Origin of the sequence: Gordonia sp. SMJS1 (assembly GCF_029866425.1) — a bacterium.
In the GTDB taxonomy this organism is placed as follows: Bacteria; Actinomycetota; Actinomycetes; order Mycobacteriales; family Mycobacteriaceae; genus Gordonia; species Gordonia hongkongensis.
This window is the reverse complement of the sequence record NZ_CP123381.1, coordinates 3,458,897-3,484,667: the sequence shown is the minus strand read 5'-3', so window position 1 is coordinate 3,484,667 and position 25,771 is coordinate 3,458,897. Positions and strand designations below refer to the sequence as shown.

General features: G+C 68.6%; 27 protein-coding genes and 1 tRNA gene. 24 read left to right on the top strand and 4 right to left on the bottom strand.

Annotated features, from left to right (window positions below; all coding sequences use genetic code 11):
• Nucleotides 1–39 precede the first annotated feature (39 nt).
• The 14 genes from hrcA to QAD21_RS15840 all read left to right on the top strand — a co-directional run bounded on the left by hrcA (nt 40) and on the right by QAD21_RS15840 (nt 13,933).
• Nucleotides 40–1,074, top strand: coding sequence for a heat-inducible transcriptional repressor HrcA (hrcA, locus tag QAD21_RS15905; protein WP_010841232.1), 1,035 nt, complete (start codon nt 40–42; stop codon nt 1,072–1,074).
• Between the two features lie 166 nt (nt 1,075–1,240).
• Complete coding sequence (dnaJ, locus tag QAD21_RS15900) at nt 1,241–2,407, top strand: molecular chaperone DnaJ (protein WP_205333886.1); 1,167 nt, start codon at nt 1,241–1,243, stop codon at nt 2,405–2,407.
• Between the two features lie 63 nt (nt 2,408–2,470).
• Nucleotides 2,471–3,220, top strand: coding sequence for a 16S rRNA (uracil(1498)-N(3))-methyltransferase (locus tag QAD21_RS15895; RefSeq protein ID WP_205333893.1), 750 nt, complete (start codon nt 2,471–2,473; stop codon nt 3,218–3,220).
• Nucleotides 3,217–3,996 (top strand): alpha/beta hydrolase, encoded by a 780-nt coding sequence (locus QAD21_RS15890; protein WP_159371111.1) that lies wholly within the window; start codon nt 3,217–3,219, stop codon nt 3,994–3,996. Before QAD21_RS15895 ends, QAD21_RS15890 begins: the two co-directional genes overlap by 4 nt.
• A gap of 138 nt (nt 3,997–4,134) precedes the next feature.
• Nucleotides 4,135–5,217: a PhoH family protein gene (locus QAD21_RS15885; RefSeq protein WP_055475523.1), complete on the top strand. Its 1,083-nt coding sequence runs from the start codon at nt 4,135–4,137 to the stop codon at nt 5,215–5,217.
• Nucleotides 5,214–5,816: an rRNA maturation RNase YbeY gene (gene ybeY / locus QAD21_RS15880; RefSeq protein ID WP_165629855.1), complete on the top strand. Its 603-nt coding sequence runs from the start codon at nt 5,214–5,216 to the stop codon at nt 5,814–5,816. The genes QAD21_RS15885 and ybeY overlap by 4 nt, the downstream gene beginning before the upstream one ends.
• Nucleotides 5,813–7,237 (top strand): hemolysin family protein, encoded by a 1,425-nt coding sequence (locus QAD21_RS15875; RefSeq protein WP_205333887.1) that lies wholly within the window; start codon nt 5,813–5,815, stop codon nt 7,235–7,237. The genes ybeY and QAD21_RS15875 overlap by 4 nt, the downstream gene beginning before the upstream one ends.
• Nucleotides 7,234–7,578, top strand: coding sequence for a hypothetical protein (locus tag QAD21_RS15870; protein WP_078112894.1), 345 nt, complete (start codon nt 7,234–7,236; stop codon nt 7,576–7,578). Before QAD21_RS15875 ends, QAD21_RS15870 begins: the two co-directional genes overlap by 4 nt.
• Complete coding sequence (gene era, locus QAD21_RS15865; protein ID WP_205333888.1) at nt 7,571–8,482, top strand: GTPase Era; 912 nt, start codon at nt 7,571–7,573, stop codon at nt 8,480–8,482. Before QAD21_RS15870 ends, era begins: the two co-directional genes overlap by 8 nt.
• A 56-nt stretch (nt 8,483–8,538) precedes the next feature.
• Nucleotides 8,539–9,951: a DUF3533 domain-containing protein gene (locus QAD21_RS15860; RefSeq protein ID WP_205333889.1), complete on the top strand. Its 1,413-nt coding sequence runs from the start codon at nt 8,539–8,541 to the stop codon at nt 9,949–9,951.
• Between the two features lie 55 nt (nt 9,952–10,006).
• Nucleotides 10,007–11,866: a pyruvate kinase gene (locus tag QAD21_RS15855; protein ID WP_205333890.1), complete on the top strand. Its 1,860-nt coding sequence runs from the start codon at nt 10,007–10,009 to the stop codon at nt 11,864–11,866.
• 54 nt (nt 11,867–11,920) lie between these two features.
• Complete coding sequence (gene recO / locus QAD21_RS15850; protein ID WP_055475472.1) at nt 11,921–12,724, top strand: DNA repair protein RecO; 804 nt, start codon at nt 11,921–11,923, stop codon at nt 12,722–12,724.
• Nucleotides 12,705–13,526, top strand: coding sequence for an isoprenyl transferase (locus QAD21_RS15845; RefSeq protein ID WP_205333891.1), 822 nt, complete (start codon nt 12,705–12,707; stop codon nt 13,524–13,526). The genes recO and QAD21_RS15845 overlap by 20 nt, the downstream gene beginning before the upstream one ends.
• Nucleotides 13,523–13,933 carry a hypothetical protein gene (locus QAD21_RS15840; RefSeq protein WP_068970366.1) on the top strand — a complete coding sequence of 137 codons (411 nt, stop codon included), beginning with the start codon at nt 13,523–13,525 and terminating at the stop codon, nt 13,931–13,933. The genes QAD21_RS15845 and QAD21_RS15840 overlap by 4 nt, the downstream gene beginning before the upstream one ends.
• 288 nt (nt 13,934–14,221) lie before the next feature.
• Here the strand turns inward: QAD21_RS15840 and QAD21_RS15835 are convergent, their stop codons facing one another.
• The 3 genes from QAD21_RS15835 to QAD21_RS15825 all read right to left on the bottom strand — a co-directional run bounded on the left by QAD21_RS15835 (nt 14,222) and on the right by QAD21_RS15825 (nt 16,647).
• The gene (locus QAD21_RS15835) at nt 14,222–14,650 is read right to left on the bottom strand and encodes a Fur family transcriptional regulator (protein ID WP_068970367.1); all 429 of its coding nucleotides are present in this window, start codon (nt 14,648–14,650) and stop codon (nt 14,222–14,224) included.
• A complete protein-coding gene (locus QAD21_RS15830; protein ID WP_065631461.1) occupies nt 14,647–15,021 on the bottom strand; it encodes a metalloregulator ArsR/SmtB family transcription factor in 375 nt (124 codons plus the stop codon). The genes QAD21_RS15835 and QAD21_RS15830 overlap by 4 nt, the downstream gene beginning before the upstream one ends.
• 87 nt (nt 15,022–15,108) lie before the next feature.
• Nucleotides 15,109–16,647: a M28 family peptidase gene (locus QAD21_RS15825; protein ID WP_280359845.1), complete on the bottom strand. Its 1,539-nt coding sequence runs from the start codon at nt 16,645–16,647 to the stop codon at nt 15,109–15,111.
• A 193-nt stretch (nt 16,648–16,840) separates the two neighbouring features.
• On the opposite strand from QAD21_RS15825, the gene QAD21_RS15820 reads away from it, so the two are divergent.
• The 6 genes from QAD21_RS15820 to QAD21_RS15795 all read left to right on the top strand — a co-directional run bounded on the left by QAD21_RS15820 (nt 16,841) and on the right by QAD21_RS15795 (nt 23,147).
• Nucleotides 16,841–18,226 carry a glycine--tRNA ligase gene (locus QAD21_RS15820; RefSeq protein ID WP_004023004.1) on the top strand — a complete coding sequence of 462 codons (1,386 nt, stop codon included), beginning with the start codon at nt 16,841–16,843 and terminating at the stop codon, nt 18,224–18,226.
• 136 nt (nt 18,227–18,362) lie between these two features.
• Nucleotides 18,363–18,848 (top strand): cold shock domain-containing protein, encoded by a 486-nt coding sequence (locus tag QAD21_RS15815; RefSeq protein WP_058252071.1) that lies wholly within the window; start codon nt 18,363–18,365, stop codon nt 18,846–18,848.
• Nucleotides 18,841–20,157 (top strand): deoxyguanosinetriphosphate triphosphohydrolase, encoded by a 1,317-nt coding sequence (locus QAD21_RS15810; RefSeq protein ID WP_165629865.1) that lies wholly within the window; start codon nt 18,841–18,843, stop codon nt 20,155–20,157. Before QAD21_RS15815 ends, QAD21_RS15810 begins: the two co-directional genes overlap by 8 nt.
• 61 nt (nt 20,158–20,218) lie before the next feature.
• Nucleotides 20,219–22,141, top strand: coding sequence for a DNA primase (gene dnaG, locus QAD21_RS15805; protein WP_280359844.1), 1,923 nt, complete (start codon nt 20,219–20,221; stop codon nt 22,139–22,141).
• Between the two features lie 116 nt (nt 22,142–22,257).
• Complete coding sequence (locus tag QAD21_RS15800) at nt 22,258–22,809, top strand: dihydrofolate reductase family protein (protein WP_068970370.1); 552 nt, start codon at nt 22,258–22,260, stop codon at nt 22,807–22,809.
• Nucleotides 22,810–22,907: 98 nt separating this feature from the next.
• Nucleotides 22,908–23,147 (top strand): hypothetical protein, encoded by a 240-nt coding sequence (locus QAD21_RS15795; protein WP_058252068.1) that lies wholly within the window; start codon nt 22,908–22,910, stop codon nt 23,145–23,147.
• A 62-nt stretch (nt 23,148–23,209) separates the two neighbouring features.
• Here QAD21_RS15795 and QAD21_RS15790 read toward each other — a convergent pair.
• Nucleotides 23,210–23,283: transfer RNA gene (locus QAD21_RS15790), tRNA-Ile, on the bottom strand.
• A 300-nt stretch (nt 23,284–23,583) separates the two neighbouring features.
• Between QAD21_RS15790 and QAD21_RS15785 the strand changes: the two genes are divergently transcribed.
• The 4 genes from QAD21_RS15785 to QAD21_RS15770 all read left to right on the top strand — a co-directional run bounded on the left by QAD21_RS15785 (nt 23,584) and on the right by QAD21_RS15770 (nt 25,753).
• Nucleotides 23,584–24,714, top strand: a complete 1,131-nt coding sequence (locus QAD21_RS15785; RefSeq protein WP_280359843.1) for a site-specific integrase — start codon at nt 23,584–23,586, stop codon at nt 24,712–24,714.
• Nucleotides 24,715–24,887: 173 nt separating this feature from the next.
• Nucleotides 24,888–25,088, top strand: a complete 201-nt coding sequence (locus tag QAD21_RS15780; protein WP_280359842.1) for an excisionase family DNA-binding protein — start codon at nt 24,888–24,890, stop codon at nt 25,086–25,088.
• Nucleotides 25,089–25,170: 82 nt separating this feature from the next.
• Nucleotides 25,171–25,440, top strand: coding sequence for a DUF6011 domain-containing protein (locus QAD21_RS15775; protein ID WP_280359841.1), 270 nt, complete (start codon nt 25,171–25,173; stop codon nt 25,438–25,440).
• Complete coding sequence (locus QAD21_RS15770) at nt 25,433–25,753, top strand: DUF2742 domain-containing protein (RefSeq protein WP_280359840.1); 321 nt, start codon at nt 25,433–25,435, stop codon at nt 25,751–25,753. The genes QAD21_RS15775 and QAD21_RS15770 overlap by 8 nt, the downstream gene beginning before the upstream one ends.
• Nucleotides 25,754–25,771: the final 18 nt, after the last annotated feature.

The window sequence follows — 25,771 nt, the reverse complement described above, 5'->3', positions numbered from 1 at the left end:
CAACTGTATGGCAGGGACCCGAGTCAGGAGGTGTGCCGCGTGTCTACCACCGATGATCGTCGCTTCGAGATCTTGCGTGCGATCGTGACCGACTACGTCGACACGCAGGAACCGATCGGTTCGAAGGCGCTCGTGGAGCGACACCAGCTGGGGGTGTCGAGTGCCACCGTCCGCAACGACATGGCGGTCCTGGAGGCAGAGGGATACATCACCCAGCCGCACACCAGCTCCGGCCGGGTACCCACCGACAAGGGCTACCGGATGTTCGTCGATCGGATCAGCGAGATCAAGCCGCTGTCGGCCGCCGAGCGCCGGGCGATCCTCTCGGTGCTCGACTCCGGCGTCGACCTCGACGACGTGCTCCGGCGCTCGGTGCGGCTCCTTGCCCAGCTGACGAGACAGGTCGCGGTCATCCAGTACCCGGTCTTGTCGGCGGCGACCGTGCGTCACCTCGAGGTCGTCACCCTGTCGCCGTCGCGCCTGCTGCTGGTCGTCATCGTCGACAACGGCCGGGTCGAACAGCGCATGGTGGCGCTGAACGAAGACCACGATGAGGACGAGATCGCCCGGTTGCGCGATCTGTTCTCGGCCGCACTGCACGGCAAACGCCTCGAAGCCGCGTCGGCCGCGGTGGCCGAGCTCGCCAATTCCGCGCCTGAGGATCTGCGCGGAGCGGTCCTCAACATCGCCACCGTGCTGGTGGAGACCCTCGTCGAACGCGGTGACGACCGGCTGGTGCTCGGCGGCACGTCGAACCTCGCGCGGTCGGCGGCCGACTTCACCCCCGTCGTCGGCGGGATGGACACCGTTCTCGAGGCGCTCGAGGAGCAGGTGGTGGTGCTCAAGATCTTGGCGACGACCCAGGACATGGGCCAGGTCACGGTGCAGATCGGCGAGGAGACCCGGACCGAGAACCTGCGTGGCACCTCGGTCGTGTCGACAGGGTACGGTGCTTCGGGAACCGTGTTCGGCGGCGTCGGTGTGCTCGGCCCCACACGGATGGACTATCCGGGAACCATCGCCTCGGTGGCGGCCGTTGCCAAGTACATCGGCGAGGTGCTCGCCGAACGATGATCGCTGTTTTTCCATGATCGCTGTCGGGCATACCGCAGCGTCGACGGCGGCCGCTCGCGACACCGAGCCGGGACGACGACGGGGACGGCCGGTCCACCCGCGCGTCGCGCGATCGTGAGAGCACCCGCCGCCAGGCACCAACTGAGACCGAAGGATCACTACAACCGTGGCACGTGACTACTACGCAATCCTGGGAGTGGCGAAGGGCGCCAGTGATCAGGAGCTCAAGCGCGCCTACCGCAAGAAGGCGCGGGAGCTGCACCCCGACGTCAACCCGGGCAAAGAAGACGAGTTCAAAGAGGTCAGCACCGCCTACGAGGTGCTGACCGATCCGGAGAAGCGTCGCATCGTCGACGCCGGCGGTGATCCGCTGGCCGGCGCCGGTGCGGGCGGCTTCGGCGGTTTCGGTGGCGGCGGCGGATTCGGGGACGTCTTCGAGGCGTTCTTCGGCAACGGCGGTGCGTTCGGTGGCGGTGGCGGGGGCTTCGGCTCGGGCCGCGGACCCAAGTCCCGTGTCCAGCCGGGTGAGCCGGCGCTGGTGAACGTGACCCTGGATCTCGCCGAGTGCGCCAAGGGGGTCGCCAAGGAGATCACCGTCGACACCGCGGTCCTCTGCGACGTGTGTACCGGCTCGGGAACCAACGGCGACAGCAAGCCGGTCACCTGCGACATCTGCAAGGGCGCCGGGGAGATCCAGTCGGTGCAGCGCTCCTTCCTCGGGCAGGTCATGACCGTGCGCGAGTGCCCGACCTGCCACGGCGTCGGCGAGGTCATCCCCGACCCCTGCCACAAGTGCGGCGGCGACGGACGCTACCGCTCGCGACGCACGATGACCGTGCGCATCCCCGCCGGGATCGAGAACGGCATGCGGGTTCGCCTCACCGGGCAGGGTGAGGTGGGTCTCGGCGGCGGCCCGGCCGGCGATCTGTACGTCGAGGTCGCCGAACGGCCGCACGAGGTGTTCCTGCGCGACAAAGACGACCTGCACTGCACCGTCAAGGTCCCGATGGCCGACGCCGCGCTCGGTGCCGAGTTCGAGGTGGAGACGATTCTCGGCGATCCGGTCACCGTGACGGTCGCGCCCGGCACGCAGCCGGGCCAGATCGTGAAGCTGCGCGGGCAGGGCATGCCGCACGTCAGTTCCGGTGTGCGCGGCACCATGCACGTCCACCTCGACGTCGTCGTACCGACCAGACTCGATGCGGCGCAGACCGAAGCACTGAAGAAGTACCGCAAGATCGCCGCCGACGAGATCGAGGTCGTCAACACCTCGGCGGCCGCGGCGCCCGGCGGCCTCTTCTCGCGGCTGCGCAACGCGTTCGCCGGGAAGTAGGCACCTGGTGTCCGCGGCGGCGATCTCCGAGTGGATGTTCGCGTTCGGGACGGCGGGTACGCGGTGAGTCCACCGCTGTTCTGGGCGGACTCCGTGCCCGCGCCCGGCGCTGACCTGATCCTGAGCGGTCCCGAGGGTCGTCACGCGGTCACCGTCGCCCGGCTGGGCGTCGGCGAACGGGTCCTCGTCGGCGACGGCGCCGGCTCGGTCGGCGGTTGCGAGATCCGGGAGATCACCGCCAAGGACACACTGGTGGCGACCGTCCACGACCTCGCGTTCGAGGCTCGCCCGACCCCGCAGGTGACCGTGGTGCAGGCGCTCCCGAAGTCGGAGCGGTCCGAGCTCGCGGTCGACCTCGCCACCGAGGCCGGCGCCGACGTCATCGTGCCGTGGCAGGCGCTGCGGTGCGTGTCGCGGTGGACGGGCAAGGCGGACAAGGGCGTTGCCAAATGGCGGGCCGCGGCCTCGGCAGCTGCCAAACAGAGCCGTCGACCATGGATTCCGGAGATCACCGACCTCGCGACCACCATCGACGTCCGGGCCCGCTGCGCGGACGTCGTCGCGCGGGGAGGGGTCGTCGCCGTCCTGCACGAGGAAGCCGCGCAGCCCCTGGCCCGGCTACCCCTCGCCGACGCCACCGAGATCCTGCTCGTGGTCGGGCCCGAGGGCGGACTCGACGCCGGCGAGGTCGCCGACCTGACCGCGCTCGGTGCGCACTCGGTCGTGCTCGGCCCCGAGGTGTTGCGTACGTCGACGGCCGCCGCGGTGGCCCTCGGTGCGATCGGGGTGCTCACCCGCCGGTGGGCCCGATGAGTGTCGTCGGACGCCGTTCGGTGCGTCGGACCAAGATCGAATACGGCTCTGCGCCTTCCCAATTCGGGCACCTGTACGTGCCTTCCGAGGGGCTCGACGCCGCGACGCCGACGCGGCTCGTGGTGCTTGTCCACGGCGGGTCCTGGTCTGTCGAGTTCGGGTCGACGACCCAGACCGCGATCGCCCGGATGCTCGCCGAACGCGGGGCGGCGGTGTGGAACATCGAGTACCGCCGGGTGGGTGAAGAGGGCGGCGGGTGGCCGAATACCGGCCGGGATGTCCTCGACGCGCTCGGTGCCCTGGACGGTCCCGTCCGCGACCTGCTCCCGCCCGGCGCTGTCGACTTCGCCTCGACCGCGGTCGTCGGGCATTCCGCGGGTGGTCAGCTCGCGGTCTGGGCCGTCGGTCAGCTCGGAGCCCGGACCGCCACGGCCACCATCACCACCGTGATCGCCCAGGCGGCCGTGCTCGACACCGTCGGCGCAGCGGACCGGGAGTCGGTGCGGGCGTTCATGGGTCGGCCGTTCAGCGAGTCGCCGCGCCGCTACTCCGACGCCTCACCACTGCTGGCACCGGTGGTCGACGCCCACGTCGTCGCGATCCACGGCGACGCCGATGACCTGATCCCGGTCGAGTCCAGCCGCCGGTACGTCGACGCCGCGATCGCACGCGGACAGTCCGCCGAACTCATCGTCGTCCCCGGTGAGGGGCACGACGCCTTCGTCGACCCGCGCAGCGTCGGCACGCGACAGACGATCCGCGTGCTCGGGATCTGACGGAAATATTGCCTGCTGATCGGCTGTTGCACCGCGATACACTGACCACACCCCAGCCGCCGCGACCGCGTCGTCCGGGGGCGCCGCATCCAGAACCGAACATCCATCCGGACCAGAACACCAGGAGTGATTTCATACGTGAGTGACGACAACCCCGACCAGAGCGGGCAATCCAGCCGTACGCAGCCGCGCCGGTCTGGGGTCACATCCACTGTCGAAGTCTCTCCCGGAGTCGTGTTCGGGCTGCTCGGCGCGAGTGACGTCAACCTGCGTACCCTCGAGCAGCTCCTGCCCGCCGACATCCACGTCCGCGGCAACCAGGTGACCTTGACCGGTGAACCCGCCGAGGTAGCCGCGTCCGAGCGCGTCATCGCCGAACTCGTCGACCTCGTCGGGCGCGGAACCCCGCTGACACCAGATCTCGTCCGGCACAGCGTCTCGATGCTGTCCGACGGCACCGAGGAATCGCCCGCCGACGTGCTGTCACTGGACATCCTGTCGCGCCGCGGCAAGACGATTCGGCCCAAGACACTCAACCAGAAGCACTATGTCGACGCGATCGACGAGCACACCATCGTCTTCGGACTGGGCCCGGCCGGCACCGGCAAGACCTATCTGGCCATGGCCAAGGCCGTGCAGGCGCTGCAGTCGAAGTCGGTCAACCGCATCATCCTGACGCGGCCGGCGGTCGAGGCCGGCGAACGTCTCGGCTTCCTGCCGGGCACGCTGAGCGAGAAGATCGACCCGTACCTGCGCCCGCTGTACGACGCGCTGCACGACATGATGGACCCCGACGCGATCCCGAAGCTGATGGCGGCCGGGGTCATCGAGGTCGCGCCGCTGGCCTACATGCGCGGCCGCACCCTGAACGACGCGTTCATCATCCTCGACGAGGCGCAGAACACCACGAGCGAGCAGATGAAGATGTTCCTCACGCGCCTCGGTTTCGGTTCCAAGGTCGTCGTGACCGGTGACGTAACGCAGGTGGACCTGCCCGGCGGCGCCCGCAGCGGTCTCCTCGCCGCGTCGGAGATCCTCGAGGGCATCGACGACATCCACTTCGCCCGCCTCACCAGCCAGGACGTGGTCCGGCACCGCCTGGTCGCCGACATCGTCGACGCCTACGGGCGAGCCGAGGAGGCGCAGCGGGGTCTGCCCAACACGGCCATCGGCGGCAATCGCGCCGCACGCCGGGCAGCGGCGCAGGGTCGTCGCTCATGAGCATCGAACTGGCCAACGAATCCGGGGTCGAGGTCCCGGCCGAGTTGATCATCGACGCCGCGCGTTTCGCGGTCACCGCGATGGACGTGAACCCGGCCGCATTGCTGTCGGTGCTGTGTGTCGACGAGGACACCATGGCCGACATGCACGTCCAGTGGATGGACCTGCCCGGTCCGACCGATGTCATGAGTTTCCCGATGGACGAACTGGTGCCCGGCGGCCGGCCGGATGCGACCGACCCGGGTCCGGCGATTCTCGGGGACATCGTGTTGTGCCCGGACTTCGCCCGGAAACAGGCGCGCGAGGCCAAGCGGTCCTTCGAGCACGAGCTCGCCATGCTGACCATCCACGGAGTGCTCCACCTCCTCGGCTACGACCATGCCGAGCCGGAGGAGGAGCGCGAGATGTTCGGACTGCAGAACCGCATCCTCGACGCGTTCTACGCCGAACGTCACCGTCGCGCCCAGGAGCAACGACAGACCGACCGCGATTCCCGGCTGCTGTCCAACATCGGGTTCACCGGAGCCGAGGGAGATTCACCGACCCCCGGTGCCCAGTCGGTGCCCGAGCAGTCGCGGTCCGAGGAGGACCGAGGGTGACCTCCGACTACTGGTTCATCGTGGCGGCAGTCGTGTTGATCGTGGTGGGCGGCGTCTTCGCGGCCGTCGACACCGCGGTGTCGACGGTGTCGAACGCCCGGGTCGACGACATGGTCCGGGAAGGGCGGGCCGGTGCGCGCCGCCTGGCGGGCATCCTCGAGGCGCGTGCGACCTATGTCGGCCTCGTGGTGCTGCTCCGAGTCGTGTGCGAGACCGCGGCGGTCGCGCTCGTCGCGGTCGCCGCGACGCAGCTGATCGGCGTCGGCGGGGGACTGGCGGTGGCCATCGCCGCCATGACGGTCGTCTCGTACGTCGCCGTCGGCGTCGGCCCCCGCACGCTCGGCCGGCAGCACGCGTACACGATCGCGCTGTCGTCGTCGTACCTGTTGTTCGCGCTCGGCGTGCTGCTCAAACCGCTGACCCGGCTGTTGATCCTGATCGGTAACGCCCTCACCCCGGGTCGCGGGTTCCGCAACGGTCCGTTCGCCACCGAGGTCGAGTTGCGCGAGGTCGTCGACCTGGCCGAGGCCTCGGGCGTCGTCGCGGCCGACGAGCGCCGGATGATCCAGTCGGTCTTCGACCTCGGCGACACCAGTGCCCGCGAGGTGATGGTCCCGCGCCCGGAGATGGTGTGGATCGAGGCTGACAAGACCGCGCTGCAGGCCACGAGTCTCGCGACGCGGTCCGGACATTCGCGGATCCCGGTGATCGGGGAGAACACCGACGACGTCCTGGGCATCGTGTACCTCAAGGATCTGGTGGCGCGCACGGTCGCCCAGCGGATCGATCCCACGACCCTCCGCGTGGTCGACGTGATGCGCGAGGCCGAGTTCATCCCCGACTCCAAGCCACTGGACCGGGTCCTCGCCGACATGCAGCGCGAGCGCAACCACATGGCGATGCTCGTCGACGAGTACGGCGGCATCGCCGGGCTGGTGACCATCGAGGACGTGCTGGAGGAGATCGTCGGCGAGATCACCGACGAGTACGACATCGACGAACTCGCACCGGTCGAAGACCTGGGCGACGGGTCGTACCGGGTGTCGGCACGACTGCCGGTGGAGGATCTCGGCGAGCTGTTCGGTGTCGAGATCGCCGAGGAAGAGGTCGAGACGGTCGGCGGACTCGTCGGTCTGGAACTGGGGCGGGTGCCACTGCCCGGCGCCCGGGTCGAGTCGCACGGGCTGCAGCTGGTGGCCGAGGGTGGGCCCAATCGCCAAGGGCGCCAACGCATCATCACGGTGCTGGTCACCCGGGTCCCCGACCCGGACGAGGATTCCCGACGCGACGAGCACGGCGGGCAGTCGAGTCGATCGCAGGGACGTGCCGAGCGCACCACGGGCAACGCCCACGAGGACCAGGACACGGACACCGCCGGCCAGGAGCGCGCAGGCGAGTCGAGAGCAAGGATGAACCAGTGACCGAGACCCTCTCCGACGAGGATCGCAAGCTCGTGGTGCTCGCCCGAGGTGCGCTGGCGCGCGCCGAGTCGCCCTCGGGCGCGGCGGTCCGGGACGGCGACGGTCGCACCTACGCCGGGGCCGACGTGCGGACCCGCTCGCTGACCCTCACCGGACTCCAGGTCGCGGTGGCGTCGGCGATCTCGAGCGGCGCCCGCTCCTTCGAGGCGGCGGTCGTCGTCAACGGTGACGCCGGCGACCCGGGCCTGGACACCCTGCACGAGCTGAGCCCGGAGGCCTATGCGGTCCTCACCGACACCGCGGGTCGTCCTCAGCAGCGGCTGGGGCGCGCGGATGCCTGAGTTCCGTTCGGGCTTCGTCTGTTTCGTGGGCCGGCCCAACACCGGCAAATCCACGCTCACCAACGCCCTGGTCGGCGAGAAGATCGCGATCACCTCGAATCGTCCGCAGACCACCCGCCACACCATCCGCGGGATCGTCAACCGGCCCGACGCCCAGCTGATCCTCGTCGACACCCCGGGCCTGCACCGACCGCGCACCCTGCTGGGTCAGCGCCTGAACGACCTCGTCCGCGACACCTACTCCGAGGTCGACGTGATCGGAGTCTGCATACCGGCCGACGAGGCCATCGGTCCGGGTGACCGGTGGATCATCTCGCAGGTCCGCGAGATGGCGCCGCGCACGACGATCGTCGGGGTGGTCACCAAGATCGACCGGGTCGGGCCGGAGCAGGTCGCCAAACAGCTGCTCGCACTGTCGCAGGTACTCGGGCCGGACTCGGAAGTGATTCCGGTGTCGGCGAAGTCGGGCAAGCAGCTCGACGTGCTGTCCGACGTGCTCGTGAGCCTCATGGAGGAAGGCCCCGCGTTCTACCCGGACGGCGAACTCACCGACGAACCCGAACAGGTGCTGATGGCGGAGTTCATCCGCGAGGCCGCGCTCGAGGGGGTGCACGACGAGCTGCCGCACTCGCTGGCCGTCGTCATCGAAGAGGTCATCGATCGTGAGGACCGCGACCCCGACCTACCGCCGATGGTCGATGTCCACGCCGTGCTGTTCGTCGAACGCGACAGCCAGAAGGGCATCATCATCGGCCGCAAGGGCGCGCGTCTGAAGGAGGTCGGTACAGTTGCCCGCGCACAGATCGAGCGGCTGCTGGGCACCAAGGTGTACCTGGATCTGCACGTGAAGGTCGCCAAGGACTGGCAACGCGACCCCAAGCAGTTGCGTCGATTGGGTTTCTAGCAGCGTGTTCCTGACGGCCTGGCGCCGGCAGGGGCGGCCTGCGGGGAGGTACGCCGATGGGAACGCACGAATCGCCACAACAGCCGGGGGACGATACCGGTAGGGGAGCGCACGAGGCGCCAGACACCGACCAGCCGACCGGTCGCACGATCGCCGGCGTCCTCGGATCGCCGCGTTTCTGGCTGGCACCGTTGGCTCTCGTCGCAGTGATGTTCTCGCTGATGGCCGCGCTGTACATGGCGGCGGTGGTCGACCCGCAGCGTCACCTCCACGACTTCCCCGTCGCCCTGGTGCAGGAGGACGCGGGTGGTGAGGTGCAGAACGCAGACGGACAGTCCACGCCGCAGAACTTCGGCGACCAGGTCGCCGAGGGCATCATCTCCTCGGCGGCGCAGAATGGGATCGTCGTGACCCGCACCGACCGCTCGACCGCGCTGTCCGAACTCAACAGCGGCAAGGTGTACGGCGTCATCGTCGTCGGGTCCAATTTCACGAATCGGGCGGTCGCACTGGGCCGGTCGACGGTCCTCACCGCCGAACCGGCGAAACCGACCATCGACATCTTCATCAACCGGGGCTCCGGGGCGTTCGCGTCGTCGATCACCACCACCCTCGCCGATCAGGTCCGTGAACGGGTCAACGAGCAGGTGGGCGCGCAGCTGACCGAACAGGTGCGTACCCAGCTCGAGCGCAACGACATCACCTTCACCGGCGCGGCGCAGCTCGCGCTCGCGAGCCCGGTGGCCGTCGAGGTGTCCGAGCCGACTCCGCTCCCGGAGGGTGCGGGCAATGGATTGTCAGCGTTCTACCTGACCCTGCTGCTCGTGCTCGCCGGCTTCACCGGGGCGATGATGGTCAGCATCGTGGTCGACGGCATGCTCGGCCAGACCCCCATCGAATACGGGCCGTTCTATCAGCTGCGCGAGCGGCTCGCGATCAGCCGGTGGGCGACGCTCGCGGCGAAGTGGACGATCATGTTCCTGGTCGCGGTGGTGCTCTCGACCTTGTTCATCGCCGTCGGCGCGATGGTCGGGACGTCGATCCCGAACGGCTTCGTGCTCTGGATGCTCTCGGTCCTCGGCATCTTCGCCGTCGGCGTGAGCGCGAGCGCGATGATGGCGGTGTTCGGCAACCCCGGTCTGCTGTTCAATCTGCTCTTCTTCGTGGTGTTCGGCCTGCCGTCGTCGGGCGGGACGCTACCGCTGGAGGCGAGTCCCCGCCTCTTCGAGTGGATCGCCGCGATCGAGCCGATGCACGTGATCTACCTCGGTGTGCGTGCGGTCCTGTACTTCGACGCCGACCTGTCGGCGGGGTTGGGCCGATCGATCATCCAGTGCTTCATCGGCTTGCTCGTCGGCGTGCTCCTCGGTCTGCTCGGCACCAAGTTCTACGACCGCAAGGGCTGGCACCGATACCCGGGTGGGATGACGCTGCCGCCGAAGCTGGACAAGATCGTCAACGCCGGCTGACACGGGCGGCGCCGCCTCGCCCCGACCGTTCACCTGGGTCTGACACGGTGGCCGGATGGGTACCCCCGTCGTCATGTCGATCCCCGAATTGTCCTCGGCCCTGCACGAACTGCGCGACGACCTCGACCGCGCCGAGGTGCAGGCCGAATCGCTCATCGCCGCCGTCGCCGACCAGCACCGGGACAGCGCCCGCAACCTCGTGCACTACGTCGCGGTACGACGCCGCGATCTGCGTCCGCTGCAGGAGTCGATGTCCGCGCACGGACTGTCGAGTCTCGGCCGGATGGAGTCGATCGTCTATTCGTGGATCGAGACGGTGATCGAAACGGTGGACGCCTTGGCCGAGGGTCGCACCCGGCATCCGATCTGGGGTGACCTCGCGGGCGGGGTGCGGACCCTGACGCGTAATCGCGACCGGCTCCTCGGGCGCGTGCACCCCGGTGGCGGCGATGACGCCATCGCCGACGGACCCGGTGACGAGCACGGCGAGCGGGCCACCCGTGTGATGGTCACGATGCCGACCCAGGCCGCCGACGACCCCGACCTCGTCCGCGCCATGGGTGCCGCCGGAATGGACGTCGCGCGGGTGAACTGCGCACACGACGGCCCGGCCGAATGGGCGCGGATGATCGAGTCGGTGCGTGCTCTACCCGGCCGGGTGCGGGTGGCCATGGATCTCGCCGGTCCGAAGTTGCGCACCGGCCCGCTCGAACCGGGACCGAAGGTGATCAAGGTCAAACCGGTCCGCGCCGACGATGGCACCGTCGAACGGCGGTCGCGGGTGCGGCTCAGTGCCGCACCGTTCGACCCCGGCGCACGCCTGCCCGACGGCATCGACGCGGTCATCCCGGTACGCGCACTCGCCGACGTCGTGCAGGGAGACCGGTTGCGCCTACGGGACGCTCGTGGTCGCCGACGGCGACTCGAGGTGGTCGCGGTGTCCGAGGCGGGGATCGACGTCGAATGCGATCGCACCGTCTACTACGAGACGGGTACGCCGATCGGGTTGTCGGGCTCTGCCGACGCCGCTCCGATCGTCGTCGACGATCTGCCCGAGAAGCGTCAGCATCTGCTCGTGCGCACCGGTGACGAGCTCCGGTTGCAGCGCGACCTCACGCCGACCCCGGCGACCCGGACCGGGCCGCACCGGATCGGATGCGAGCTCGGGGACGCCTTCGACGACGTCGAGGCGGGCCATCGGGTGTTGTTCGACGACGGCAAGATCGCCGGGCGAGTGCGGGAGAAGGTCGATGGCGAGATCGTGGTCGACGTCGAGCGTGCCGCGCCGGACGGGACGAAACTCCGCGCCGAGAAAGGCATCAACCTCCCGGACACGACACTGCACATCCCGGCGCTCACCGCGTCGGACCGCGATGACCTCGAGTTCGTCGCGGCACATGCCGACATGGTGAACTGCTCGTTCGTCCGGTCGCCGGAGGACGTGGCCGACCTCATCGGCGAACTGAACCGTCGCGGTGCGTCCGATGTGGGCATCGTGCTGAAGATCGAGACCCGGGCGGCCTTCGAGTCGCTCCCGCAGATGCTGCTCGAGGCGATGCGCTGGGACGCGGTCGGGGTCATGATCGCTCGCGGCGACCTCGCCGTCGAGGTCGGGTTCGGCCGGCTCGCCGAAGTGCAGGAGGAGATCCTCTGGCTGTGTGAGGCAGCGCATGTGCCGGTCATCTGGGCGACGCAGGTGCTCGACGGACTGGCCAAGAAGGGCGTGCCGTCCCGGGCCGAGGTCACCGACGCCGCGATGAGCCGGCGTGCGGAGGGCGTGATGCTGAACAAGGGGCCCTACATCGTCGAGGCCATCGAGGCGTTGACGTCGATCCTCGACCGGATGGGTGGTCACGTCGAGAAGAAGCGCTCGCTGCTGCGGCCGCTGACCTCGTTCGACATCGATCCGGGGTAGGCCGGCGGGCATGTCGGGGCACGTCGTGTCGGTACCCGATGGGAGAATGTCGCGGTGAGGTTCTACCGGGATGAGGCCGTCGTGCTGCGCCAGCACAAGCTGGGCGAAGCCGACCGCATCATCACGCTGCTCACCGCCGAACACGGTCTCGTGCGCGCGGTCGCCAAGGGCGTGCGGCGGACGCGGTCGAAGTTCGGCGCCCGGCTCGAACCCTTCGCCCATATCGACGTACATCTGTATCCCGGCCGCAGCCTCGACGTGGTCACCCAGGTCCACAGCCTGCACGCCTTCGCCGACGCCATCGTCGCCGACTACGGGCGCTACACCACGGCCTGCGCGGTCCTTGAGACCGCCGAACGGCTCGCAGGCGAGGAACGAGCGCCCACCCGTCAGCTGCACCGGCTGACGGTCGGGGCGCTGGCCGCGCTGGCCGACGACCGCCGGCCGCGAGAACTGATCCTCGACGCCTACCTGCTGCGCGCGATGTACAGCGCGGGCTGGATGCCGGCGCTCGAGGAGTGCGCGCGGTGCGCGACGCCCGGCCCCCACCGCGCTTTCCACGTCGCCGCCGGCGGCGCCGTCTGTCTGCCGTGCCGGCCACCCGGATCGGCGACCCCCTCGCCCGGCGTGCTCGACCTCATGGAAGCCCTGTTCCGCGGTCGGTGGGATGAGGTCGTCGACGCCACGCCGTCGCTGCGTCGCCAGGCCAGCGGACTCACCGCCGCGCATCTGCAGTGGCATCTGGAACGCCAGCTCCGAACCCTGCCGCTGATCGAACGCACCGCCCCTCATAGGCTGATGGAGACGGGTGTGGACACGGGCGTGAGGAGGGTCGACGATGGCGTTGCGGCCGGGTAGTTCGGCGAAGGGACGCAAGGCCGCGAGCCTCCGGACGGATGTCCGTCCCCCCGGTCCACATCCGAGCGGTGCCCGGCCCCCGGCGATCCCCGCCGAGTTCGTGCCCAAGCACGTGGCGCTGGTGATGGACGGGAACGGGCGCTGGGCCACCGATCGCGGGCTCCCGCGCACCGAGGGGCACAAGCGCGGCGAGGCCGTGTTGATGGACACCGTCTGCGGCTGTATCGAATTGGGGGTCGGCTGGCTCTCCGCCTACGCGTTCTCCACCGAGAACTGGTCGCGCAGCCCCGACGAGGTGAAGTTCCTCATGGGCTTCAACCGCGACGTCATCCGCCGTCGACGCGATGAGATGCACGAGATGGGCGTCCGGGTGCGCTGGGCCGGACGCCGACCCCGGTTGTGGCGCAGCGTGATCCGGGAACTCGAGATCGCCGAGGAGATGACCCGCGACAACACCGTCATGACGCTCACGATGTGCGTCAACTACGGCGGTCGTGCCGAGATCGCCGACGCCGCACGGGAGATCGCGCGACGCGCGGCGCGCGGCGAGATCGACCCGGAGCGCATCTCGGAGTCGACCTTCGCGCGGTACCTGGACGAGCCGGACATGCCCGACGTCGACCTGTTCCTGCGTCCGTCGGGGGAGCAGCGGATCTCGAACTTCCTGCTGTGGCAGTCGGCGTACGCCGAGATGGTCTACCAGGAGAAGCTCTTCCCGGACTTCGACCGGCGTGACCTGTGGGCAGCCTGCCTCGAATACGCATCGCGCGACCGGCGATTCGGCGGGGTGAAGCCGTCGTGACCGACGCCGCCGCGCTCCTCGACCGGACCGCGCAGATCGTCGCCGAACTCGGTCCCGTCGACCGACCCGACGCCGACTCCCTCGTCGTGCAGGTCGGTCCGACGCGTGCCTCCATCCGCGTGCTCACGCTGGCCGACGGGCTCGACGTACTGGCCCTGACGCAGATGGTTGCGATGGACCTGCCCAACACCCCGACGCTCCGGGACGACGTCGAGGCGTGCGCCGCCCAGCTCAGCTTCGGCAGCCTCCGACGCTCCGACCGTGCGGGGGTCACCACAGATGTGTTGCAGTACTACACGTTTCCGGCGAGCCAGCTCGACGACGTGCCGCTGCTGACGGTCCTGCACATCGTCCTCGCCGCCGGTGTCGACGCCGCCGAACGGCTGGTGGGCCCGGCTTCTGCTTGAGTCTGGCGACATCGGATCCCGCTCCCTGAGGACTGAGAAGCGTTGAGCACGACCAATGCTCCCTGAGGCGTTGAGCGCGACCTATGCTCCCTGAGGTGCGCGCGAAGCGAGCCACGAAGGGCCGCAACGTGTCTCGCCAGGACCCTTCGTGGCTCGTCGCTAGCGCTCCTCGCACCTCAGGGAGCAGTGGGAGGGGCATCGCTCGCACGCCACAGACCAGCGGTGTGTGGTTCTTTCGGATCAGGGACCAGTGGGGTGTGGTCTTTCGGATCAGGGGGCGCTGAAAGCTCAGTCCTTCTCGGCGGTTCGGCAGTCCCCACAGCGCCCGAAGACCTCGACGGTGTGGTTGATGTCGGTGAAGCCGTGCTGGGTGGCGATCTTCGCGGCCCAGCGTTCGACCGGTTCGGCCTGGACCTCGACGGTGGTGCCGCACTCCCGGCAGACGAGGTGGTGGTGGTGTCCCGACGAGCAGTGGCGGTAGCGGGTCTCACCGGAGCCGTCCCACAGGACATCGATCTGCCCGGCCTGGCTCAGTGCCTGCAGATTGCGGTACACCGTCGTCAGGCCGATGGATTCGCCCCGGGCCTTGAGGATCTCGTGGAGTTCCTGCGCGGAGCAGAAGTCCTCGGTGCCGGCCAGGGCGTCGGCGATCGCAGCGCGTTGGCGCGTCGACCGGATGCCGGTGACCGGCTGCGGCCCCGATGCGACGCCACTCATTCGTTCACCGCCCGGGACGCATCGGACGGCACGGCGCGGCCGTCGGTGGTCTCGTTCGCGTGGATCAGCGCATCGCCGACGATGTGCGCGACGTGGTCGTCGAGGAGTTCGTAGGTGATCTCGCGGCCGTTGCGCTGGCCTCGCACCACACCGGCGTCCTTGAGCACGCGCAGGTGCTGGCTGACCAGTGGCTGACTCAAGCCCAGGTGCCCGACGAGTTCGTGGACGCACTGCACCCGCTCCCGCAGGGACAGCACGATGGCGACGCGAGTGGGGGAGGCGAGGGCGCGCAGGAGGTCGGCGGCGGCTTCCCGCGCCGCGGCATCGGCCGCTTCGATCGGTCCGGGCCCGTCCAACGGTTGCGTCGACATCACGCTCCTCCTCGCCTGGCTCGCGCCACTGATCCGGCCATTCTATCGGAAATGGTTTTCAATCCGTGCCACCGGTGTCGCCGCTGGTCAGCCCTCGTCTGCACGTCGGCGCTCGGCCGGCGGCGGGACCCCGTCCGCACCTGCGGTCGACAACGCGTAGGTCGCGACCGCGGACGCGACCGCAGCCGAGTTGACGGCCAGCAGGTCGGTGTTCAGGTTGTCGAGGGTGTCGCGTGCGGTGTGGTAGTCGGGGTCGAAGGGTTCTCCGGCCCGGCCGCCCCACATCTCCGCCTGCGCTTCGTCCTTCTTTGTTTCCGCGCCGGTGAACACCCCGCCGGAGGGGATGCCCACCGCGATGAACGGGCCGTAATCGGAACGGCCGTCGAAGTCGTCGGGGGCGAGGGGGATGCCGCGATCGGCGTAGAACTTCTCGAAGGTCCGCTCGATGCCCCCGGAGCCGTCCGGGCCGGGGCCGGCTCCCTGACGCTCGGAGTCGTCGCCGTCGTAGGTGAAGTACCCGCCGTTGGGTGAGGCGAGCATGTCGAAGTTCAGGTAGAGGGCCACTGCCGTACGCGCGGCCGGGTCGAGTCCCCGGACGTACTCGGTGGAACCCACGAGCCCGTCCTCCTCCGCGCCCCAGAACGCGAATCGCACGCGGTGCGGGACCCGCGGCGACGACCCGAGTCGCAGAGCCGTCTCGAGCGCGGCCGCGGAGCCGCTGGCGTTGTCGTTCATGCCGGGTCCGTCGGCGACGCTGTCGAGGTGTGCCCCGGCCATGACGACGTCGTCGCCGGTGCCCGTCCGGGTCTCGGCGATCAGGTTTCGCGTGGTGATGCCGGTGGTCTTCGCCTCGACCGCAAGCGCGACCGATCGCGCCGACCGCACCCGATCGGCGTCGTCGCCCGCGATGCCGAGGACCGGGATCCCCGGGCGGTCGTCCGGCCCCAGGGTGGCGCCGGTGAGCGGGCCGGGCTCGTTGTTGGCCATGACGACCCCGACCGCGCCGGCCGACTCGGCGTTCCGTGCCTTGTCGGCGAAGGTGCAGGTACCTTGGGTGATGACGGCGATCGCGCCACGCGTCGTGGCCGGAAAGTCGGTGTTCGCGCATCCGAGGCCGTTGACGGCAACCGGGGCCCCGGTGACCGGGGTGTCGCCGGTTCCGGCCGAATACTCGACGACGCGGGTGGCGACCTTCAGGCCGTCGGCGGTGAGGCTGACCGGACCGGCGTCGAAGCGCTCGTACTCGACGGGCGGCGTCGTCACGTCGAAGCCCGCCGTGCGGAGGAGCCCGGCGACGTAGTCCAGCGAGGCGTCGTACCCGGGTGTGCCGGCCGCGCGGTTGCCGCCGTTGTTGTCGGCGATCTGGGCCAGTGCGCGAACGTGCGCCATCACGTTGTCGAGGGTGACGGCGTCGGCCAGCGCGGCCGGGGTGACCTCGTCGATCGGTGGTTCGGGAGAGGGCGTCGACACCGGTGCCGACGAGGGTCGCTGGGGCTCGGCGGGCTGCTCGGACGAACACCCCACGGCCAGTGCCAGTGTCAGTGCGAGGCCGGTCGAGGCGAGGACAGGCCGACGCCCGCGGGCCGATGGGGGGACGCCGACGCGTCGTCGTATGCGAACGATCACCCTGCCACTCTGGCAGTTCCCGTCCGTGCATGTGGGTCCGACGGGTGCACCGTTGCCGGTGGTTTCGGGAAACGGCACATGTGCTCGGTAGTCTGTACGGGTTGCCGCCCGCATCTGGTGGATGCACGTCGAGCACCGAGCGTCAGCACGACCGTCCCAGCCGAACACCTCAACCCGTGGAGAGCAGTTAACCGTGGCCGCCCAGTCCAATGTGGAATCCGTCGTCAACCTCGCCAAGCGCCGGGGCCTGGTGTACCAGTGCGGTGAGATCTACGGCGGTACCAAATCGGCGTGGGACTACGGCCCGCTCGGCGTCGAACTCAAGGAGAACATCAAGCGGCAGTGGTGGCGCACGATGGTCATCAGCCGCGAGGACGTCGTCGGCCTCGACTCGTCGGTCATCCTGCCGCGTCAGGTGTGGGAGGCCTCGGGCCACGTCGAGGTGTTCACCGACCCGCTGGTCGAGTCGCTGCACACCCACAAGCGCTACCGCGCCGACCATCTCATCGAGGCCTACGAGGCCAAGCACGGGCACCCGCCGGCCAACGGTCTGGCCGACATCAACGACCCGGAGACCGGGCAGCCCGGCAACTGGACCGAGCCCAAGGCGTTCAGCGGTCTGATGAAGACGTTCCTCGGGCCCGTCGACGACGAAGAGGGTCTGCACTACCTGCGTCCCGAGACCGCGCAGGGCATCTTCGTGAACTTCAAGAACGTGATGACCACCGCCCGCAAGAAGCCGCCGTTCGGCATCGCGCAGATCGGCAAGAGCTTCCGCAACGAGATCACGCCGGGCAACTTCATCTTCCGCACCCGCGAGTTCGAGCAGATGGAGATGGAATTCTTCGTCAAGCCGGGCGAGGACGAGGAATGGCACCAGTACTGGATCGACCAGCGCTTCGACTGGTACGTCAACCTGGGCATCGATCCGGAGAACCTGCGGCTCTACGACCACCCGAAGGAGAAGTTGTCGCACTACTCCAAGCGGACCGTGGACGTGGAGTACAAGTTCGGCTTCACCGGCAACCCGTGGGGTGAGCTCGAGGGTGTCGCCAACCGCACCGACTACGACCTGTCCACCCACAGCAAGCACTCGGGTGAGGACCTGTCGTTCTTCGACCAGGCGTCGGGTGAGCGCTACACCCCGTTCGTCATCGAGCCGGCGGCCGGCCTGACCCGCTCGCTGATGGCCTTCCTGTGCGACGCCTACACCGAGGAGGAGGTGCCGAACGCGAAGGGCGGCACCGACACTCGGACGGTGCTGCGGCTCGACCGCCGGCTGGCCCCGATCAAGGTCGCCGTGCTGCCGCTCTCGCGCAACGAGAAGCTCTCGCCGAAAGCCCGCGACCTCGCCGCCGAACTCCGCAAGCACTGGAACGTCGAGTTCGACGACGCACAGGGCATCGGCAAGCGGTACCGCCGGCAGGACGAGATCGGCACGCCGTTCTGCGTGACGGTCGACTTCGACACCCTCGACGACCAGGCCGTCACGGTGCGCGAACGGGACACCATGAGCCAGGAGCGGGTCGCGCTCGACAAGGTCGCCGAGTATCTCGGCGGCAAGCTGCTCGGCGCGTGATCCCGCTCCCGGCCGCGCGGGCCGGGTGTTCACGATTCCGCCTGACCTGCGGATGTCTGTCACAATCGATGACGAGTTGTCGCGTGGAGTAGGGCATGGGGTCCGTCGTGCGCGCGACGAGAGAGTGAGTGGAGTCGTGTCTGTCAGCGGGAAAGTCGTTCATTACGACGCGAATCGGGGATTCGGGTTCTTGGCGCCGGAATCGGGCGGCGCCGATGTGTTCCTCCACATCAACGACATCGACATCGACGAGAACTCGTTGAAACCGGGTGCCAAGGTGTCCTTCGACATCGAGGAGACCGACCGCGGTTCCAAGGCCGTCAACGTCGCGGTGACCGAGGCCGCGCCGGCCGACGACACCGCCGGCGCACGGGCGCACCGCCGCGACGAGCACCACGGCCGCGACCGTGACCGAGGCGACCGGGGCGACCGCGGACGTCACGACGACCGCGGCAGTCGTCGTCCGCGCGGCGGGGGCGGCTCGCTGGATGCCGCCGCGTTCACCGAAGAGCTCACCGAGCTGCTCCTCGACGCCGACGGCGCCCTCACGGCTCGTCAGATCGTGGCGATCAGGCAGCGGGTCACCGACTTCGCCGTCGCCCGGGGCTGGGTGCTTGACTAGCACCCGACAGGGTCCCGAGACGGTCGGGCATGTGCTCCCGACGGTGGCAACCTACGGCGAAGAGGCCGTCGAGCGGTTCGTGCCCGAGGGCGCCAAGGTCGCGAGCCTGCCCGGCACCCGGACCGACCATCGAAGCGACTTCGCGCGGGACCGTGCGCGGGTCCTGCACTCGGCCGCCCTGCGCAGGCTGGCCGACAAGACGCAGGTCGTCGGTCCGCGCGAGGGCGACACGCCCCGTACCCGGCTCACACATTCGCTCGAGGTCGGGCAGATCGGCCGGGGGATCGCCATCGGTCTCGGCGCCGAACCCGACCTTGTCGAACTCGCCGGACTCGCCCACGACATCGGGCATCCGCCCTACGGACACAACGGCGAACGCGCGCTCGACGAGGTGGCGGCGGAGCACGGTGGTTTCGAGGGCAATGCCCAGAACCTGCGCATCCTGACGCGGCTCGAACCCAAGCTGCTCGATGCCGACGGGCGCAGCGCCGGCCTCAACCTCACCCGCGCGTCGCTGGACGCGACCCTGAAGTATCCGTGGACCCGACGCACGCCCGGAGGCAAGTTCGGCGCCTACGACGACGATGCCGCCATGCTGGCGTGGATTCGTCGGGAGGCGCCCGGGACCCGACAGTGCGTCGAGGCCCAGATCATGGACTGGTCCGACGACGTGGCGTACTCCGTGCACGACCTCGAGGACGGCGTCATCGGTGGCCGAATCGACCTGCGGACCCTCGGCGATCCGCAGGACCAACGCGCGCTCGCCGACATCGGCGCCAAGGAATTCCCGGGTCTCGACCCTGAGGCCCTCGTCGACGCCGCCGCCCGCCTGCACCGCATGGACATCGTGCGGTCGGTGGGTGTCTTCGACGGCACGCTCGACTCCTACGTCGCGCTCAAGAGGTTGACCAGTGAGTTCATCGGCCGCTTCGCGTCGGCCGCGATCACCGGCACCCGCGAGGTGGTCGGCGACCGGCCGGTCTCGCGCTACGACGCCGACCTCGAGGTGCCGGAACTCATCGCCGCCGAGGTGTCGATGCTCAAGACCCTGGCACTGCGTTTCATCTTCTCCAACGAGCGGCACAAGGCGACGCAGCGTCGTCAGCGGGAACGCATCCACCGGGTCGCGAACTGGTTCGCCGAGGCGGCGCCCGGGGGCCTGGACCCGATCTTCGTGCCGTGGTGGAACGCCGCGTCCGACGATGCCGCCCGGATGCGGGTCATCGTCGACCAGATCGCGTCCATGACCGAAGGCCGGCTCGAGCGCACCGACAAGCACAATTCGGGGGCCCAGGCGCATCTGGGGTAGGCCGGGCGTGGTCGACGAAGCACCGGCCGGGCGGCCTCACCGGCGTCACTACACTGGTCGCGTGGCAGGCCGAATTCCCGATCGCGACATCACGGCGATCCGTGAGCAGACGAGGATCGAGGACATCGTCGGCGACTACGTCGCCCTCCGGCGCGCCGGTGCCGACAGCCTCAAGGGTCTGTGCCCCTTCCACGACGAGAAGTCGCCGTCGTTCCACGTCCGTCCCAATCACGGCCACTTCCACTGCTTCGGCTGCGGCGAGGGCGGCGACGTCTACAGCTTCTTGCAGAAGCAGGAGCACATCAGCTTCGTCGAGGCGGTCGAGCAGCTCGCCGATCGGATCGGCTACCAGATCAACTACGAGGGCGGCGGTACCGCCATCAAGCGGGACCGCGGCACCCGCGCGCGATTGGTGGCCGCCAACGCCGCCGCGGCCAAGTTCTACGCGGCCGCGCTGCAGTCACCCGAGGCGCAGCCGGCGCGCGACTACCTCAAGGAACGCGACTTCGACGCGGTGGCGGCCGTCCAATTCGGTTGCGGTTACGCACCTGCCGGCTGGGACACGATGACCAAGGCGCTGCTGTCGCAGGGCTTCGAGTTCAGCGAACTAGAGGCCGCCGGCCTGTCCAAACAAGGACGCAAGGCGCCGATCGACCGCTTCCATCGCCGTCTCCTGTGGCCGATCCGCAACCTCGGCGGGGACATCATCGGCTTCGGCGCCCGCAAACTGTTCGACGACGACAACCTCGGCAAGTACATGAACACGCCGGAAACCATGCTGTACAAGAAGTCTCAGGTGCTGTTCGGTCTCGATCACGCGAAGAAGAGCATCGCCAAGGGACATCAGGTGGTGGTCGTCGAGGGCTACACCGACGTCATGGCGATGCATCTGGCCGGCGTCACCACCGCGGTCGCCTCGTGTGGGACCGCCTTCGGTGAGGACCACCTCGCCCTCATCCGGCGGCTGATGATGGACGACTCGTACTTCCGCGGCGAGGTGATCTACACGTTCGACGGGGACGATGCCGGAAAAGCAGCCGCGCTCAAGGCCTTCGAGGGCGAACAGTCCATCTCGGGGCAGACGTTCGTGGCGATCGCGCCCGACGGCATGGACCCCTGCGAACTCCGGCAGGAGAAGGGCGACGCCGCCGTCCGCGACCTGGTCGCGCGTCGGGTGCCGATGTTCGAGTTCGCGATCAAGGCCCTCCTCGCCGGCCACGACCTCGACACCGCCGAGGGCCGCGTCCACGCGTTGCGCGACACCGTCCCGGTGGTCGCCCGGATCAAGGACATCGCGCTGCGTGACGAGTACGCCCGCCAGCTGGCGGGTTGGGTCGGTTGGGAGGAGGTCTCCCAGGTTCTCGGCAGAGTCCGCGAAGAAGGCGCGAGAATCCGAAAGGCGCAGGGCGTCAGTAACTCCGGCAGTCGGGGGAGCGGTCGCGGTGCTCGTAATCGGCCGGAGGCGGAGGCCGCGCCGACGTCCGCCCGCCCCCAGCCCAACGACCCGCGCCTGTGGCCGCAGCGGGAAGCACTGAAGGCGGCGCTGCAGTATCCGGCGATCGCCGGCACGGTCTTCGACTCGCTGCCCGTCGAGTGCTTCAACGAGCCGGCCTACGCCATCATCCGGCAGGCGATGACCGGCCTCGGGGGCACGTCGGCCGGGCTGGGTGGCGCGGCCTGGGTCGACGCCGTGCGCAATGCCGTCGACGACCCCGTCATCGACCCGCTGGTGACCGAGCTGGCGGTCGAGTCGATGCCGGTCGACGAGGACAACATCGCGCGCTACATCACGAGCGTGCTCGCCCGGCTGCAAGAGGTGTGGGTCGGTTCCCAGATCGCCGACATCAAGTCGCGTCTGCGCCGGATGGCACCCAGCGACGACCCGGACGGGTACAACGCGGTCTTCGGCGATCTCGTCGCCCTCGAGGCCTACCGTCGGAGCCTGCTGGAACAGGCGGTCGACCCCATCGTCGACGCGGGCTGAGTCCTGCCGGTCGCGCCGGCGCTGTGGGTTGAGCCGAGTCGAAGCCCCCGCCGGGCCGATGAGTTCGCGTGGTGGCGCCGGTCTATCTGTCGACACCGCTACGAAGGGCACTGATCATGGCGACCACCATCTATTCGGCGACCGCATCGCTCGACGGGTACATCGCGGGCCCCGGCGGGGACATGTCGTGGCTGACCCGGTTCTTCGACGTCCCCGCCGAGGGACAGAACCGGGCAGCCGACGACGCGGCCGACCGGTTGATGCGTGGTACCGGCGCGGTGTTGGTCGGCAACCGGTCGTTCCGCGGCGATGACCCCAACAAGGGCACCGACCGCGAGGGTGCGTTCGGCGGCGAATACGACGGTCCCGCCGTCGTTCTCACACACAACCCGCCGGCGGACCCCGTCGACGGCTTCACGTTCGTCTCGGATCTGCACGAGGCGGTCGACCTCGCCGCCCGGACGGCCGGCGATGGTTACGTCACCGTCATCGGCGCCGACGTCGCGCGACAGATGATCGATCACGGGCTGCTCGACGAGGTGCTCGTGTTCTTCGTCCCGGTGTTCCTGGGGGCGGGCATCCGGCTGTTCGACCGTCCCGAGGGCGGAGAGGTCAGACTCACGCCCATTCCCGGTGAGACCGAGTACTGGTGTCGCGTCGAACGATGAGCCCGGTGGCGGCGGCCGGCGACGAACTTCAGCTGAACAGTCGACGACGGTTTGCCTCCCACACTGGGAGACGACCGGTCGCTGCCTAGCGTGGGAGCGTGGACGCGAATGACGAGCGCCGGCAGGTCACCGAGGTTCAGCACCGCCTGATCGGGATGTACGGCGACAGAAAACCCGAGGAAGTGGCCGATGCGGTCGAAGCCGCGTACCGACACTTCGACGGCACCGACGTGCGCGACTTCGTGCCGCTGCTGGTCGAGCGCCGCGCCAACGAGACACTCAGTGGCTCTGCGGTGATGGCCGACTCGACCGATGTGCCACCCACAGTGGGTGAGTGAGCGCTGCGGGCCCGGCCGGGGGATTGTTTGCTCTCGCTCTGTGCTACAACGCTTTTCGTGCGTGGGGCGGGCGGGGCTCGAACCCGCGACCTACGGATTATGAGTCCGCGGCTCTAACCGACTGAGCTACCGCCCCGTGGGCCCGAGAGCCCGCTGCTGGACATTACCGCACGGGCGACGGTCATATGAATGCGGACCGGCACGACTGCCGAAGACGAGAAAACCCGTCACCTGCCGACGCGGGTGACGGGCCTCTTGCTCCCCCAACTGGACTCGAACCAGTGAACGAAGCGGAGTGCCGATCGGGCCGCTAGTCAGCGGTTTCACGTCTGTGACCTGCCAACACGCCTGACAGTAACTTGTGAGCGTTGCGGAAGCAAGGGGAAGATTCTGTAGGCTGATTCTGCACGTAATCTGCACGCCGAGGGGGACAAGCATGGCGACGAAGCGAACTCGGCGTGCGTTCGGCGGGCTTCGAAAGCTCCCGAGCGGACGGTGGCAGGCGAACTACACCGGGCCCGACGGCGCGCTGCACAAAGCACCCTCAACATTCGAGACCAAGCTCGACGCGGAGGCGTGGCTCGCCGACCGTCGACGTGAGATCGACCGCAATCTGTGGAACCCGGTCGACGCCGACCGACCTGCCGTGCCGATGTTCGGTGACTACGCCGACGAATGGCTCGAGACCCGCACCGTGCGTGGCCGCCCGCTCAAGACCCGCACCCGCGACCACTACCGCGAACTACTCGACAGACACCTCATCCCCGAGTTCGGGGACTCCCCCCTCGACGGCATCACCCCGGCGATGGTTCGCCAGTGGCACGCGCATCTCCTGCCCACCAAGGCCACGATGCGGGCGCACGCCTACAGCCTGATGCGGACCATCATGTCCTCAGCAGTGAGCGCCGAGTACATCGACGCCAACCCCTGCCGCGTCGAGGGCGCCGGGTCAGCCCAGCGAAAGTCACGCACCACTCCGGCCACCGTCGAAGAGCTGATGACCATCGTCGAGAACATGCCCGAACGGTTGCGACTGATGGTGCAGTTCGCCGCCTGGTGCGCCCTTCGGTACGGCGAGCTCATCGAGTTGCGTCGGAGTGACATCGACCTCGCGCAGGGCACCGTGTCGGTCACACGTGCAGCGATCAGACGGGCCGATGGTCAGTACGTCGTGACCACCCCGAAGTCCGAGGCCGGCGTCCGCGTGGTCCACATGCCGCCTCACCTGATCCCGCTCGCTACCGAGCACCTCGAGCAACACGTCGGCCGCGGCCGCGATGCGCTGCTATTCGAGGCCGGAAACGGCGGCTACCTCACCCCGACTTCGCTCTATCGCTGGTTCTACCCAGCCCGTCGGGCCGCGGGCCGCGACGATCTCAGGTTTCACGATTTGCGTCACACTGGCGCGGTCCTGGCCGCCCTCACTGGTGCAACGCTCGCGGAATTGCAACAGCGACTTGGACATTCGACAGTATCGGCCGCGATGAAGTATCAGCATGCCGCCAAAGGCCGCGATAAGAAGATCGCCGAGGCGCTCTCGAAACTCATCGGTGGCGACACGCAATAGACCTGGTGCGGCACTAAGCGGAAAATTGCTGATACGGTCGGTCTTAGTCGGCAACAACTACGTGGCAGCGCCCACGGTCAATTGGCGCCCAGAGCCTCGACTCTCTGGATACGTGTACGTCAACGGTCAATGACGGGTCCTCACCCAAATCTTTCTTGACTTTGGAGTATCACGTGTCCAGACTTGTCGCCCGCGCCAATCGGCGTTGGGCTTCCATCCAGGCGACAGCCGACTATATCGGCGTCACCGATCGCACGGTCCGGCAGATGATCGCCGATGGCCGCCTCACCGGTTACCGCAGCGGAAAACGCCTAATTCGCTTGGATCTCAACGAGGTTGATGCCGCAATGCGTCCGTTCGGCGGTGCCGCATGACTGACCCCGACTACACGCAACTTGAAGATCAGGCAGACGTGGGCCTTTTCGGTGACGCCAACGAAATTGGCGGTGACATCGAATGACCAGAAAACGAAACCCCGCCGGGGCGAACGGCGGGGCTCGGAAATCCACTTGGGCGGCGGATCACGACAAGCATAACCCCGATCTCCGCATCACGTCGCCCACCGCCGACGAGATTTACAAACACGCTGTCATCCAGGCCGCAACCGACCTGGGCTACACGGTGTCGATCCCGTGCCGTGTGTGCGGGCATCCGCTGACTGCACCGAAATCCGTTGCAGCGGTTGTAGGTCCGAAGTGCCGGCGCAAGGCGGTGCGCCATGACTGACGCATACACCGAAGTTCGTTCGTACGTCCAGCGCATCGTTGGCACGCACGGCGGTCCTGCGCCCGCAGCCGGATCATCCGCATGGTGCGCGCTCACCGACGGCGACCGAGCCAAGCTCTTGGCCGTGCTGCATGCCGGCACGCGGGCAGTTCTCGAGGACAGCCTCGCCGCGCTCGCTGACCGCCGTCAGGCCATCAAGGAAGCCGCAGTTGAGGTCTCCCAGGCCGACGATTGGGCCGCCGTTGCACGCCGAGTTCGCGACCGGGACCAGGCTCTCAAGTCCGGGGCCTACATCGAGCGGGTGGGTGCATGATGACTGACCTCTGGGAAG

What these genes read in the sequence shown, in the direction of transcription:
- QAD21_RS15855 (WP_205333890.1), top strand. Translation starts at nt 10,007, where the DNA reads ATGGGTACCCCCGTCGTCATGTCGATCCCCGAATTGTCCTCGGCCCTG.
- QAD21_RS15775 (WP_280359841.1), top strand. Translation starts at nt 25,171, where the DNA reads ATGACCAGAAAACGAAACCCCGCCGGGGCGAACGGCGGGGCTCGGAAA.
- era (WP_205333888.1), top strand. Translation starts at nt 7,571, where the DNA reads ATGCCTGAGTTCCGTTCGGGCTTCGTCTGTTTCGTGGGCCGGCCCAAC.
- QAD21_RS15890 (WP_159371111.1), top strand. Translation starts at nt 3,217, where the DNA reads ATGAGTGTCGTCGGACGCCGTTCGGTGCGTCGGACCAAGATCGAATAC.
- ybeY (WP_165629855.1), top strand. Translation starts at nt 5,214, where the DNA reads ATGAGCATCGAACTGGCCAACGAATCCGGGGTCGAGGTCCCGGCCGAG.
- QAD21_RS15845 (WP_205333891.1), top strand. Translation starts at nt 12,705, where the DNA reads ATGGCGTTGCGGCCGGGTAGTTCGGCGAAGGGACGCAAGGCCGCGAGC.
- QAD21_RS15800 (WP_068970370.1), top strand. Translation starts at nt 22,258, where the DNA reads ATGGCGACCACCATCTATTCGGCGACCGCATCGCTCGACGGGTACATC.
- QAD21_RS15830 (WP_065631461.1), bottom strand. Translation starts at nt 15,021, where the DNA reads ATGTCGACGCAACCGTTGGACGGGCCCGGACCGATCGAAGCGGCCGAT.
- QAD21_RS15770 (WP_280359840.1), top strand. Translation starts at nt 25,433, where the DNA reads ATGACTGACGCATACACCGAAGTTCGTTCGTACGTCCAGCGCATCGTT.
- QAD21_RS15785 (WP_280359843.1), top strand. Translation starts at nt 23,584, where the DNA reads ATGGCGACGAAGCGAACTCGGCGTGCGTTCGGCGGGCTTCGAAAGCTC.
- QAD21_RS15835 (WP_068970367.1), bottom strand. Translation starts at nt 14,650, where the DNA reads ATGAGTGGCGTCGCATCGGGGCCGCAGCCGGTCACCGGCATCCGGTCG.
- QAD21_RS15860 (WP_205333889.1), top strand. Translation starts at nt 8,539, where the DNA reads ATGGGAACGCACGAATCGCCACAACAGCCGGGGGACGATACCGGTAGG.